The organism is Parabacteroides johnsonii DSM 18315, assembly GCF_025151045.1.
Classification (GTDB): Bacteria; Bacteroidota; Bacteroidia; order Bacteroidales; family Tannerellaceae; genus Parabacteroides; species Parabacteroides johnsonii.
On the sequence record NZ_CP102285.1, the window covers coordinates 896863 to 910554 of the forward strand.

The following is a 13692-nucleotide window of genomic DNA, read 5'->3' on the forward strand; positions in this document are numbered from 1 at the left end:
ATATGATTACGAAAATCATTCACGAAGAGAAAATTCAGAAAGCCAAGAAGTACGTCGAGAAAGGCGAAAGTTTTGTAATAGTGACACATGTTACCCCTGACGGGGATGCTATAGGTTCCGCATTGGGACTGTACCATTTTCTGACAGCCTATGGAAAAGATAACGTGACGGTAGTGGTCCCTAACGATTTTCCCCAGTTCTATAAATGGATGCCGGGACATAAAGAAATCGTCATTCATGAGAAATATCCTGATTTTGCCGAACAGCTGATCCGGGATGCGGATGTCATATTCTGCCTCGATTTCAACGAACCCAAGCGTATCGAAAAATTGGCTCCGGCTGTTGTGGCGGCAGAGGGGCGTAGAGTGATGATCGACCATCATCTGAATCCGGCCGATTTTTGCCGGGTTACGATGTCATATCCTGAAATGTCGTCTACGAGCGAAATGGTTTTCCGTTTCATCTGTCGTATGGGGATGTTCGACCTGATCAATAAAGATTGTGCCGCTTGTATTTATACGGGTATGATGACGGATACCGGTTCGTTTACCTACAATTCGAATAAGCCGGAAATTTATACGATCATAAGCGAACTGATCAAGAAAGGTATCGATAAGGATTTGATCTACCGGAAAGTGAACCAGGTATATTCGGAAAGCCGTTTACGGATGATGGGATACGTTCTGTATGAAAAAATGAAAGTTTATCCCGAGCAACATGCCGCTCTGATCACGCTTTCGCTGGAAGAGATGAACCGTTTCCATTATGTGACAGGTGATACGGAGGGATTTGTCAATCTGCCGTTGAGCATCGAAAATGTGGCTTTCAGTGTCTTTATTCGCGAAGATAAGGATTATGTGAAGATTTCGCTTCGGTCTGTCGGTGATTTCCCCTGCAACCAGTTTGCAAGCCGCTATTTCAATGGCGGCGGACATAAAAATGCTTCGGGTGGAGAATTTTATGGCTCATTGGCCGATGCTGTTGCCGTATTTGAAAAAGGCCTGGAGGAATTTAATCCTAATAAAACAGAAGATTTAGATAAACATGACTGAGATATGGCGGAGATTGTATACATTTGCCATTCATTTACAATAAATAGGTAACAGATGAAGAGAGGTTTTTATATCCTGTTGATTATGTGCGCCGCCATAATGGTGGTGTCGTGTGACAAGACAAAGTCATACACTGATATGTTGAAGGCCCAGGAGAAAGCTATTGATCGTTTGCGTGCGGATAGCGGATTGGTTTTTCTGGAAGAATTTCCGACTGACAGTATTTTTAAGGAAAATGAATTTGTTGAGTTGGATAATGGTGTTTATCTGAATATCGTCAATAAAGGAAACAGTGAACGTGCGGTGCTGGGGCAAACGGCGATCCGTTCTCGTTTCATCGCCCGGATGTTTATGGAAAACAGTAGCATGGGAACCGGTACCGTCGACCTGCTCGGTCCTAATTCAAACGGTACACATCCGGTAGAGTTCAGATATGGTTATTATACTTCTTTGAATCCTGATTACTCTTATACATGGGATATGTTTATTTGTGAAGGTTTAGGTGCCGGACTTCCTTACGTGGGAGACAGCGCGGTTGTCAAACTAATCGTTCCGTTTAAACTGATGAGCAGTGATTTTCAAAGCTCAGGGACACCTGTGTTTTTTGAGAAAGTGAAGTATACTTTTATAAAATAAATCTAACTAAATGACACTGATTAAATCTATTTCTGGTATCCGTGGGACAATAGGCGGGAACCCGGAAGACGGGCTCAATCCGTTGGCTATTGTTAAGTTTGTGGCTGCTTATGCTACATTCATTAAGAAAAACACGAAGGTGACAACAAACAAGATCGTGGTAGGTCGTGATGCACGTATCTCCGGTCCGATGGTTAAACAAGTCGTTCTCGGTACGCTTACGGGAATGGGCTTTGACGTGGTAGATATCGATCTGGCTACTACTCCGACTACCGAGTTGGCTGTTGCCTGGGAAGAAGCTTGTGGCGGTATCATTTTGACTGCCAGCCACAATCCGAAACAATGGAATGCCCTGAAGTTATTGAACGAACGGGGGGAATTCTTGAATGCTGCCGAAGGTGCCGAGGTGCTGAAGATTGCTGCTGAAGAAAGTTTCGTATTTGCCGATGTCGACAATTTAGGAAAAGTCTATGTCAATAATACTTACAATCAAAAGCACATCGAGAGTGTGTTGAAGCTGGATTTGGTGGATGTCGAGGCTATCAAAGCTGCTAATTTCCGTGTCGCTATTGACTGTGTAAACTCGGTAGGCGGTGTTGTTATTCCTGAATTGCTTTCAGCTTTGGGGGTAAAGGAAATTTTCAAGTTGCATTGTGCTCCTCACGGTAACTTTGCACATAATCCGGAACCGATCCCTGAAAACCTGACGGAGATCTCCGACCTGATGAAGCATGCCAAAGCCGATGTCGGTTTTGTTGTGGACCCGGACGTAGACCGTCTGGCTATTATCAGCGAAGATGGGGAGATGTTTGGAGAAGAATATACATTGGTGGCTGTCAGCGACTACGTTTTGAGTCATACACCGGGTAATACGGTCAGCAACCTGAGCTCAAGCCGTGCTCTGCGTGACGTTACCCGTGCTCATGGTTGCGAGTACAATGCGGCAGCAGTGGGCGAAGTGAATGTCGTAACGAAGATGAAAGCGACTAATGCTATTATCGGTGGCGAAGGCAATGGAGGTGTGATCTATCCGGCCAGCCATTACGGTCGTGATGCTTTGGTGGGTATCGCCTTGTTCCTGACTCATCTGGCAAAGAAGCAGATGAAGACAAGCGAACTGCGTGCTTCCTATCCTCCGTACTTCATTTCCAAGAAGAAAGTAGAACTGACTCCGGATATCGATGTAGATGCTATCTTGGCAAAAGTAAAAGAGAAATTTGCCCAGTATGATATCACCGATATCGATGGTGTGAAGATCGACTTCCCTGAAAAATGGGTGCATCTGCGTAAGAGCAATACGGAACCGATTATCCGTATTTATTCCGAAGCTCACACGATGCAGGAAGCGGAAGAGATTGGTGACGAGCTGATTCAGATCATTCGCGATATGTGTAAATAATCTTTCATCAAGATAAAAAAGAAAAGAGGTTATGCAATCAAGCATAACCTCTTTTTTTGTCTTTTTCAAAACATATATGTTTCGATTTCAAAACACCGATGTTTAATATAGAAAACACCGGTGTTTTAAAAACAAGGGGTTCTTGTTAATGGTGGAATAACCGTATGCCTGTGAATGCCATTGTGATGCCGTATTTGTCACACGTGTCGATCACATGGTCGTCACGGACGGAACCGCCTGCTTGCGCGATATAATCCACGCCGCTCTTATGTGCCCGTTCGATATTGTCGCCGAATGGGAAGAAGGCGTCGGAGCCCAATGAAACACCTTTCAGCGTGTCTAACCAGGTACGTTTTTCTTCGCGTGTCAGGACTTCCGGCTTTTCAGTGAAGAATTGCTGCCAGATACCGTCGGCCAAAACGTCTTCGTGGTCGTCGCTGATGTAGACGTCGATCGTGTTGTCGCGGTCTGCACGGCGGATTTTCTCGATCCAGGGCAGGTTCATTACTTTCGGATGCTGGCGCAAGTACCAGATATCCGCTTTATTACCTGCCAGGCGGGTACAGTGGATACGGCTTTGCTGGCCGGCACCGATACCGATGGCCTGCCCATCCTTAACATAGCAGACTGAGTTACTCTGTGTATATTTTAGCGTGATAAGGGCGATGATCAGGTCACGCTTCGCTTCGTCCGGGAAGTTTTTGTTCTGGGTCGGGATGTTGGTCAACAGGCTTTCGTCTAACTTGATCTCGTTACGTCCCTGTTCGAATGTGATGCCAAAAACATCTTTGTGTTCGATGGAGGCAGGGCGGTAGTCCGGATCGATTTTGATGACATTATAAGTGCCTTTTCGTTTATTCTTCAGGATTTCAAGAGCTTCCGGCGTATAGTCAGGAGCAATGACACCGTCGGAAACTTCGCGGTTGATGAGGCGTGCAGTCGCTTCGTCGCATGTGTCGCTGAGTGCGATGAAGTCGCCGTAAGACGACATGCGGTCGGCACCGCGGGCGCGGGCATAAGCGGTTGCAAGCGGAGTGAGTGGAAGATCGTCCACAAAATAGATTTTCTTCAACGTATCGCTCATCTCGATTCCCACGGCGGCTCCTGCTGGGCTTACGTGTTTGAAGGAAGCGGCGGCTGGCAGTCCGGTTGCTTCTTTCAGTTCTTTTACTAATTGCCAGCTGTTAAACGCATCCAGGAAGTTGATGTATCCGGGACGTCCGTTCAGGACTTCTATGGGCAGTTCCCCTTGCTGCATGAAAATGCGCGACGGCTTCTGGTTGGGGTTACAGCCGTACTTGAGTTCTAATTCTTTTGCCATTGCTTTATGCTTTAGTGTTTTTGCAGTTTACATGAATAACCGTTTATATTCTCTTTCGAAGTTGGGGGTGAAAACTTCTTTCCCTATATTTTCAAGGATTTCGGTAGAGGACCAGAAACGTCCTCCGTCCAGTTCAGAAGGGTCGGGGGTGATCGGACCGTCGTAAGTGGTACGATAGGTGTTGACCAATTCTTTTTCTATAGCCGATTCGAATACATAACGGGTGATGAATTGCGGGATGAAATCTGTTATCCCTAATTCTTCCCGTACTTCCCGGCGAAGGGCATCTTCGACCGTCTCACCATAATCGATATGGCCTCCCACGGCTGTATCCCATTTACCGGGTTGGATATCTTTGTTCATCGAACGCTTTTGCAGGTAGAGGTCACCCGCGTCATTGAAAATATGCAGGTGCACTACCGGATGTAACATTTTTGATCCGCCATGGCACTCCTTACGGGTAGCTTTTCCTATTATCTCTCCCTCTTCATTGACCAAAGGGAACCATTCTTCTGTCATTGATTTTAGATTTTGAGAACAAAGATAGAGAAATAAGGTTATCTTTACCAATAAATATATGATATATGGAATATAAAGAAATAAATGAACTGCCTAATCGTTTGCGTGAACCATTGGTTGAGTATCATGCAAAACAGTCGTTTATTAGGAATCCAGACACATTAAACCATATTATTTCCCAATCCCACTAATTACTTTAACTAATTCCTCATCCGATAGCCTTTCCCCATAAGTGGCATAATCCAGGCGGAACGTACAACCACTCTTATATTCGGAACAGCCGTAAGCCGTTTTCCCACGCAGGATGTTGCCTTTCTTACAGATCGGGCATACTGGTTTTGCGGGAGCGGTTGCTGTTTCCGGTTGATTGGCTGTCTTATCCTTCTTGGCACGCGGTTTGCGCGGTTTTTTTTCTTTCGGTTCCTTTTTGGCTTGGGGCTTTTCCGGGGCAGTCTGCTCGATCGTGATGGTGCGTCCGGTTTGGTCGGAGAGGACATTGATCACTACTTGGTGGACCATCACCTTAAGCTCTTCCAAAAAAGTACGGGCCTCGTAGGTGCCTCGTTCGATCTGCCGGAGTTTCTTTTCCCAGAGGCCGGTCAGTTCGGCGCTTTTCAACAGCTCTTCCTGTATCGTGCCGATGAGTTCCACACCTGTAGCTGTAGGAAACAGGTTCTTGCGTTCCTTGCGGATATAGTTACGTTTGAATAAAGTCTCGATGATGGCGGCGCGAGTGGAAGGACGGCCTATGCCGTTTTCTTTCAATGCATCTCGCAATTCGTCATTGTCCACAAGTTTACCGGCGGTTTCCATCGCGCGGAGTAACGTCGCTTCGGTATAGGGTTTGGGAGGCTGTGTCCATTTTTCGCCTAATGTCGGTTTGTGGGGGCCGCTTTCTCCTTTTACGAAATCTGGCAATACACCTTCTTCGTCTGACGGTTCGGCATCCGGGTCCTTCTGCTCTGCCCCGAACACGACGCGCCATCCCGGTTTAAGTATCTGTTTACCTGTTACCTTGAAATCCACTTTGTCGACTTTGCCTAATACCGTAGTAGTTGAGATTTCGCAGTCCGGATAAAAAGCCGCGATGAAACGGCGGGCCACCAGGTCGTACACTTTCCGTTCGTTGTCTGTCAGGTTACGTGCCGGTACGCCGGTCGGGATGATGGCATGGTGGTCCGTTACCTTTGAATTATCGAATACGCGTTTATCTTTCCGTATCTTCGCCTTCAGCAGCGGAGCTGTCAGGTCGGCATAATCGACTAAGCCACTGAGGGTGTTGGGTACTTTCGGGTAGATGTCATCACTTAGGAAAGTGGTATCGACACGCGGGTAGGTCGTCACTTTCTTTTCGTATAGTGATTGGATCAGTTTTAATGTATCGTCTGCCGTGAAAGCAAATTTCTTATTACATTCCACCTGCAACGAAGTCAGGTCAAAGAGGCGGGGAGCATATTCCTTACCTTTCTTTTCAGATATGTCGGTGACGGTGAAATCTTTTTGCCGGACTATTTCCAAGAAGGCTTCCCCTTCTTCTTTCTTTGTGAATTTGCCTTTGGTGGCCGAGAAGGTCGTGTTCCGGTAGACTGTTTTCAATTCCCAATAGGGTTCCGGCTTGAAATTGTCTATTTCAGCCTGCCGGTTTACGATAAGTGCAAGGGTAGGCGTTTGCACCCGTCCGATGGAGAGCACTTGCCGGTTTTGTCCGTAGCGAAGCGTGTAGAGGCGCGTCGCGTTCATCCCTAATAGCCAATCACCGATGGCACGGGAAAGACCGGCCTCATACAACTTGGTGAAATCGGACTGTTCTTTCAGGTGTTGGAAACCTTCGCGGATCGCTTCCTCAGTCAGCGAAGATATCCACAGGCGGTAGACCGGACATTTACAGCCGGCCTTTTGCATCACCCAACGCTGGATCAGTTCTCCTTCCTGGCCGGCATCCCCACAGTTGATGACCATTTCGGCCTTTTGCATCAGCTCTTCTATGGTTTTGAATTGCTGTTCGTATGTCGGGTTACTGATCAGCTTGATCCCGAACCGGGGTGGGATCATCGGGAGGGAAGCCAAGCTCCATCGTTTCCAGTTGTCCGAATAATCGTTGGGTTCTTTAAGAGTGCACAGATGTCCGAAGGTCCAGGTTACTTGGTACCCGTTTCCTTCCATATATCCATTCATCTTTTTGGTTGCCCCGAGAACTTCTGCGATTTCGCGCGCTACACTGGGCTTTTCAGCTATACATACCTTCATCCGTAAAACACTCTTTTTTGAAACAGTCTTGCAAAAATACGCTTTTCAAGCGGCTTTTACATTTTTTAGTTGCAAAATAGTTGCAAAAAGTTCAAAGACCTGTGTAGTTGATAATAGCCGCGTTTCTTTTTATTTGCTGACCTTTTCCGTGACAGGGACGCCGGTATCGGTTGTTATGCCTTGCAGCTCCACGTATTCCACGTTCAGCGGATTATTAGGGCTGGCCTTGACATACAAAGATTGTAGTATAGCCTGCCGATTGTCTATCTTGACACGGCAGACGAAGTGATCCCCCTCCCGGCAGATCGTCAGTTCCCTTTCCGGATAAGCCGTGAGGGTGATCGTGCAAGTATGTTCTGCCACTGAAACCACTTTGTAACCGTAGGCCATCTTCTTTTGTATGAAACTTAATCCGTTGGTTTTCCCCGGCTCCTTTTCCCGGTTCAGCCAGTAAACTTTTACGGGTTCTTTGGTGTCCAGCTTGCCATTGGCTTGGTTGGCATCATAGCAGACGAGGTTGCGATTCAAGCTACGTGCAATGTGGAAAAGACGGTTCGGTGTCGGGTATGTGGAGTTTGGGTCAGTATCTCGGTTGTGCGCATAAGCATGAATGGAAGTACTCCATAACAGGTAATATAGCAATGATAGTCTTGCCATAAAGTGGATGATGTTGTTCATAATCGTTTGTTTTATGGTATGAATGTCATTAAATAAGTTGTTCCACAAGTGTGAGCTGGATGACTCACACCTATGGAACGATTTGTTGTTACCGAATTGTATCTTGAAAGCGGTGTGTCAAAATGTACTGTATTATTCGATATTCTTCCTGATCTTTGTCAGGTATTCCTTCATTCCTTCCGAATCTTTGTCTTTGATGATCCCCTGTAAAATGTCCAGTTCCTCCTGGATGCGTGCAATCTGGTGAGGCGTGCGCGGGTTGAAAAGGATCTCCGTCAATAGATAATCATCTTCGGAAAGCAGGCCTCTGGCGATCTTCATGTGACGTTTGAAGGTCGTACCCGGAGCATCCTGGTGTTTCATCGTGGCAGCGAACACCATTGTGGATGCAAACGGAATGCCGAGCGAGTAAGCCACTACTTTGTCATGTTCCTCAAAAGTATATTCGCAGATATGCAGGCGCAGGCTGGAATAGATATCTTTGAAGAATATTTTTCCCAGATGATCCCCTTCGGAAATGATGATCGTATTTTCTTTTTCCAGTTGTCCCAGGTTGGCGAATGTCGGACCAAACATCGGGTGGGTAGAAACATACGGGAAGCCACATGTCTCGTAAAATTCTTTCAGGTGCGTCTTGACTGATGCGATATCCGAGATGATGCAGTAGGGTTGCAGGTAAGGCATGACACTTTTGAACGCTTCGATCGTATAGCTTAACGTCACGCAGTTGATGACTAATTCTGGCTTGAACTCGGCTACTTCTTCCGGCTTTTGCAGGCGAAGGGCGTTATAAATGAAACGCATCCGCTTCGGATCGTTTTCAAGTACGGCCACTTCATGTTCAAAACTAAGCAAATCGGTGAAGAAAGATCCCATCTTCCCTGCACCCAATATCAGTATTTTCATTATCAATAATTGTTTAATGTACTAATGCGCCAATGAGCTAATTTGCCAATGGCACATTAGTATTGGCAAATTATTATTGTTCATTCATGATGATCATCTGCTGACGGACGGATTCTTCATGGATTTCTTTCAGGATTTCTTTTACAAATTCCGTACTCAAATCCATCTGTTCACCCATGTTAGAACGCTTTTCCAGGATCTCGCTGTAGCGTGGTGATTGCAGGATCGGCATATTGTGTTCTTTCTTATACACACCGATCTCGCGGGAGATGCGCATACGTTTAGCCAACAACTCCAATAATTGTTCGTCGATACCGTCGATCTGGCGGCGGAGTTCGGCCAGGTTTTCCGTTGTCTGGTTGGAGTCGCGGATAACCAGTAAATTCAGAACGTAATCCAATACATCTGGGGTGATCTGCTGTGAAGCATCGCTCCAGGCGCAATCGGGGTTACAGTGCGATTCGATGATCAAGCCGTCGAAACTCAAATCCATAGCCTGCTGGCAGAGGGGAGCGACTAATTCGCGTTTGCCTCCGATATGGCTCGGATCGCAGAAGATCGGCAGGTTCGGCATACGGCGGCGAAGCTCGATAGGAATATGCCAGAGCGGGAGGTTGCGGTACATCTTCTTATCGTAAGAACTGAAACCGCGATGGATAGCGCCCAAGCGACGGATACCGGCTCCATAGAGACGTTGGAAAGCGCCGATCCACAACTCTAAATCCGGGTTAACCGGGTTCTTGATCAGAACCGGAATATCCACGCCTTTCAATGCATCTGCAATTTCCTGTACGGCAAATGGGTTAACCGTTGTACGGGCACCGATCCACAACACGTCGATCCCTGCTTTCAATGCTTCGAATACATGGTCTTTCGTTGCCACTTCGGTAGCCACGTACATGCCTGTTTCCTTTTTTACCCGTTTCAACCATTGCAAGCCTTCTGCACCGATTCCTTCGAATCCACCGGGTTTAGTACGAGGTTTCCAGATTCCTGCGCGGAACAGCTTGATGCCTTTATCGGCGATTCCTTTGGCTGTTTCCATTACCTGCTCTTCTGTCTCTGCGCTACACGGACCGGCGATTACAACAGGGCGCTGCGGGTCTATGCCGGGTAACATGATTGATTCTAATTCCATATCTTTATTTTTTTAATTCTTTAATTATTGATTCTTTAATTGTTAATCGAGACAATTCGTCGAAGCGCTTCCTCTAGGGTTTCGTTTTTGCAACAGAGCGAGATGCGGATGTATCGTTCGCCCTGGCTGCCGAATATAAATCCCGGTGTCAGGAAAACATTGGCTTCGTACAGAACTTTGTCGGCTATCGCTTCGCTGCCTTTTGCTTCGACGGGGATTTTTCCCCAGAGGAACATACCTACCTGCTTTTCGTCATATTTGCATCCCAACGTGCGCATGATCTTTCCGGCGAGGTCGCGGCGACTGCGGTATACCCGGTTCATATTGTCATACCATTCCTTCGGGGCGCTCAATGCTTCGACGGCTGCGTGCTGCATCGGCTTGAACTGTCCGGAGTCGATATTGCTTTTCACTTTCAGGACCCACTGTACGAATTGAGCATTGGAGGCAAGCATCGCCATACGCCAACCCGGCATATTGTGGGCCTTACTCATGGAGTTCATTTCGATACAGATGTCTTTGGCTCCCGGTACGGACAGGATACTTAACGGATGCTCGTTCAGGATGAAGCTATATGGGTTGTCGTTACAGATAATAATCCCATACTTTTTTCCGAAAGCGACCAACTTTTCGTATAGTTCCATGCTGGCATTGGCTCCTGTCGGCATATTCGGGTAGTTGGTCCACATCAACTTGACATTCGACAAATCCATTTTTTCCAGCTCTTCGAAGTCCGGTTGCCAACCCAATTCTTCTTTCAGTTCGTAAGGGATCAGATTGGCCTCAACCAGTTTGCTTACTGAACTATAGGTCGGATAGCCGGGGTTGGGAACCAAAACTCCGTCGCCTGGATTCAGGAATGCCAGCGAGATATGCAGGATTCCCTCTTTGGAACCGATCAGCGGCTGGATCTCCGTTTTTGGATCGAGGTCTACGTCATACCATTTTTTATACCAGTCGGCGAAGCCTTTACGCAGTTCAGGAATACCTATATACGGCTGGTAACCATGTTCGTTCGGCTGACGGGCATGTTCGCACAATGTCTCGATTGTCTGCTGCGAAGGAGGAAGATCGGGACTGCCCACACCGAGGTTGATCACGTTTTTGCCTGCGGCATTCATTTCGGCTACTTCTTTCAGTTTCCTGGAAAAGTAGTATTCTTGTACGCTACCTACGCGGTTAGCGGGTGTAATTGTTTTACACACTTTGTTTTCCTTCTGCATATTCGCCTAATATTTTTAAGTCTTTTGTCAACGGTCTGATGGCATCCAATGCCTGTTTGTAGCGCAGGTAATCCGTAAATGTCAGATTGATATAGAACAGATACTCCCATTCGCGGCCGATGATCGGCAAGGATTGTATTTTGGAAAGATTCATGTCGTAGAAAGAAAGGACAGAGAGAACTTTGGAGAGGCTGCCGGCTGTGTGGGGGAGGGCGAAAACGACTGACGCTTTGTTTTTGTCTTCACCTTTGAGCATCTCGTCTGCCGTCCACCGGTCGGCTATTGCCAGGAAGCGGGTAAAGTTTCGTTTGTTTGTCTCGATCCCTTCGGCAAGAACTTCCATGTTGTAGATCTGGGCAGCCAGTTTCCCACAGATGGCGGCGTGTCCTTTCAGTTGGTTTTCCGAAATCCACCGGGCGCTCATGGCGGTGTCTTCCTTCTCGACCACTTTTGCGTTGGGCAACGTATCGAGGAAATCGGTACATTGCATCAAGGCGATCGGGTGGGAGTTGACCTCTTTGACATCGTGGATATTGGTCCCCGGAAGTGCAACCAGCGAGTGGGAGATACGCAATTTGTATTCGCCGATAACTTGTAAACCGCTTTCACGTATCAGTTCATGGTTTTGCAACAAGCTACCAGCAATCGTATTTTCGATCGCCATCATTCCCAGAATGGAAGGATCTTTTTTGATGGTTGAAATAACATCTCTGAATGTATTGCAACCGATAATTTCAATCTCTTCACCTTCGAAATAATTACGGGCGGCTATGTCGTGATACGAACCGGCTATTCCCTGGATTGCTACTTTCTTCTTCATCTTCTCTTTGTTTTTTTGTCTTTCAAATTGTCAATTGTCAATTCTCAATTGTCCATTAAAAAAAAAGTCCCACCGAAACCGGCAGGACTTCATATTTTGTTATTGATATATACATTCATTCATCAACGCTTTACATACAAACTCCTGCCTTCACTCTGCTAAAGTAAAAGTAATAAAAGTAATATGTAAAGCTAAATCGATTCATTTTGTCTCTTTGTTTTTAAATACGCAGCAAAAGTAACGCTTTTTTGGAAACTACAAGCATAAAGTGATAATTTTTTTCATTGTATCCGAAAAATTTATTTCGTCAGGGTGTCTTCTTTGCCAGATAGACATGAATTGGTCATATGTTTATTTCGCAGTACATCGGTGATTGTTTCCGTTTCTTTTTGCCTGTCGCAAAAATATTCGGGACTGTGATATCCGGCTATTTGTCAAAATGTCACTGCTACCCTATGAAAAATGAATTAGTACCCCATATATTTGGAATTAGTATAGCGGGTAATATTTTTTAACATTACAAAATGGGATGAAAACCGGCTTGAGAGGTATCATATTGTTATTCTTGTTGTTTTACTGTGTTTTTTTATTCCGGATAGTCTCTTGATTGATTTAGGTAAGTTGGATGATGCGGAGAGATATAGGACGAAAGCTGTTTTTGATTGCTCCCGTCCCATGAAAAACAGTCCCGTTTCAAACCACCCGCAACCCCGCTTGCAGCGTACGCATTTCTTTTGGAATAGATTTTCGGATACTTTCGATCAAAATACCGGCGACCGAATGCCGGATAAAATCTTTGCGGGTTACCCAGACGATTTCACGTGCCGGTTTGGGGATGGCAAACGGGCGTACCAGTTCTTTCTGCTGTTCGCTTAACTGATAGGTAGCCAGCTCCGGAATGAAAGTGACGCCGTTGCCGCTTTCTACCATACGCATAAAAGTCTCCAGACTTCCCAGACGATAAGCTGCCTGGCGGAGTTTGACTTTTTCCATTTGACAGAAGCGCATTAGTTGATCGCGGAAACAATGTCCTTCATCCAGCAACCAAAGACGTTCGTCGCTGATATCGGCAGAACGGACCATCTCTTTCTTGAACACGCTTTCGTTGCGGGCTACATAAGCATAAAACTGTTCGTAGTATAGGATATCTCCCTGTAGCTGCATCTCCGTCGGTTGGTTCGCGATGATGGCGGCGTCTATCTCTCCGTTCAGGAGGGCTTTCGTTGTAGGAGCCGTTTGCATTTCCAGGATACGGATATCCAGATCAGGATGCTTCTCCGATACTTGCTGGAAAAAGCGGGGAAGCAGATAAGGAGCGATCGTCGGTAATACAGCGAGGCGGAACGTACCTTTCAAAGATTGCTCTTCTTCATTTACGATATCTTTAATCAGAGAAGTCTGGTAGAGGACGACGCGTGCCTGGTCGATCACCTTACGACCGGCAGGGGTAGGACAGACCGGCTGGATATTGCGGTCGAAAAGTTTCACACCCAGTTCATCTTCCAGTTTCTGGATCATCATACTTAATGTTGGTTGGGTTACGCGGCAATGTTCTGCAGCTTTGGCAAAATGGCGATAGGTGTCTACAGCCAGGATGTATTCGAGTTGTTGTATATTCATATTCTTTGTTTGTTGTTACGGACTCTATATCGATAATTTTTACGAAGATAGGAAAAAATCATGAAATACAATGCGAAACATATATGATTCGATTTCAAAACATATATGTTTCGTATTCAAAGTATCTATGTTT

The 13692-nt window shown here is 46.2% G+C and carries 12 protein-coding genes; 3 read left to right on the forward strand and 9 right to left on the reverse strand.

The genetic code is table 11. From position 1 onward, the window contains the following. The first annotated feature begins 2 nt into the window (after positions 1-2). The 3 genes from NQ564_RS03840 to glmM are packed head-to-tail and all read left to right on the forward strand — an operon-like array spanning position 3 to position 3087. Positions 3-1052 (forward strand): DHH family phosphoesterase, encoded by a 1050-nt coding sequence (locus tag NQ564_RS03840; protein WP_021861961.1) that lies wholly within the window; start codon positions 3-5, stop codon positions 1050-1052. A 54-nt stretch (positions 1053-1106) separates the two neighbouring features. Then, positions 1107-1688, forward strand: a complete 582-nt coding sequence (locus NQ564_RS03845) for a DUF4827 family protein (RefSeq protein WP_008147576.1) — start codon at positions 1107-1109, stop codon at positions 1686-1688. A gap of 10 nt (positions 1689-1698) precedes the next feature. Then, positions 1699-3087 (forward strand): phosphoglucosamine mutase, encoded by a 1389-nt coding sequence (gene glmM, locus NQ564_RS03850; protein WP_087375502.1) that lies wholly within the window; start codon positions 1699-1701, stop codon positions 3085-3087. Between the two features lie 145 nt (positions 3088-3232). On the opposite strand, the gene NQ564_RS03855 is transcribed toward glmM, so the two are convergent. The 9 genes from NQ564_RS03855 to NQ564_RS03895 all read right to left on the reverse strand — a co-directional run bounded on the left by NQ564_RS03855 (position 3233) and on the right by NQ564_RS03895 (position 13559). Further along, entirely contained in the window at positions 3233-4408 is a 1176-nt protein-coding gene (locus NQ564_RS03855) for a phosphoribosylaminoimidazolecarboxamide formyltransferase (protein WP_008147582.1), read from the reverse strand. 27 nt (positions 4409-4435) lie between these two features. Then, positions 4436-4927 (reverse strand): NUDIX hydrolase, encoded by a 492-nt coding sequence (locus NQ564_RS03860; protein WP_008147585.1) that lies wholly within the window; start codon positions 4925-4927, stop codon positions 4436-4438. 171 nt (positions 4928-5098) lie between these two features. After that, complete coding sequence (locus NQ564_RS03865) at positions 5099-7174, reverse strand: DNA topoisomerase 3 (protein WP_008147589.1); 2076 nt, start codon at positions 7172-7174, stop codon at positions 5099-5101. Positions 7175-7303: 129 nt separating this feature from the next. Next, the gene (locus tag NQ564_RS03870; protein WP_008147590.1) at positions 7304-7852 is read right to left on the reverse strand and encodes a DUF4833 domain-containing protein; all 549 of its coding nucleotides are present in this window, start codon (positions 7850-7852) and stop codon (positions 7304-7306) included. 132 nt (positions 7853-7984) lie between these two features. Next, complete coding sequence (locus NQ564_RS03875; protein ID WP_008147592.1) at positions 7985-8758, reverse strand: prephenate dehydrogenase; 774 nt, start codon at positions 8756-8758, stop codon at positions 7985-7987. 73 nt (positions 8759-8831) lie between these two features. Beyond that, positions 8832-9896 (reverse strand): bifunctional 3-deoxy-7-phosphoheptulonate synthase/chorismate mutase type II, encoded by a 1065-nt coding sequence (locus tag NQ564_RS03880; protein WP_008147594.1) that lies wholly within the window; start codon positions 9894-9896, stop codon positions 8832-8834. A 35-nt stretch (positions 9897-9931) separates the two neighbouring features. After that, positions 9932-11119 carry a pyridoxal phosphate-dependent aminotransferase gene (locus NQ564_RS03885; RefSeq protein ID WP_008147595.1) on the reverse strand — a complete coding sequence of 396 codons (1188 nt, stop codon included), beginning with the start codon at positions 11117-11119 and terminating at the stop codon, positions 9932-9934. Next, complete coding sequence (locus tag NQ564_RS03890; protein WP_005638685.1) at positions 11094-11939, reverse strand: prephenate dehydratase; 846 nt, start codon at positions 11937-11939, stop codon at positions 11094-11096. The genes NQ564_RS03885 and NQ564_RS03890 overlap by 26 nt, the downstream gene beginning before the upstream one ends. Positions 11940-12632: 693 nt before the next feature. Beyond that, on the reverse strand, positions 12633-13559 hold the full coding sequence (locus NQ564_RS03895) for a hydrogen peroxide-inducible genes activator (RefSeq protein WP_008147599.1): 927 nt from the start codon (positions 13557-13559) through the stop codon (positions 12633-12635). Positions 13560-13692: the final 133 nt, after the last annotated feature.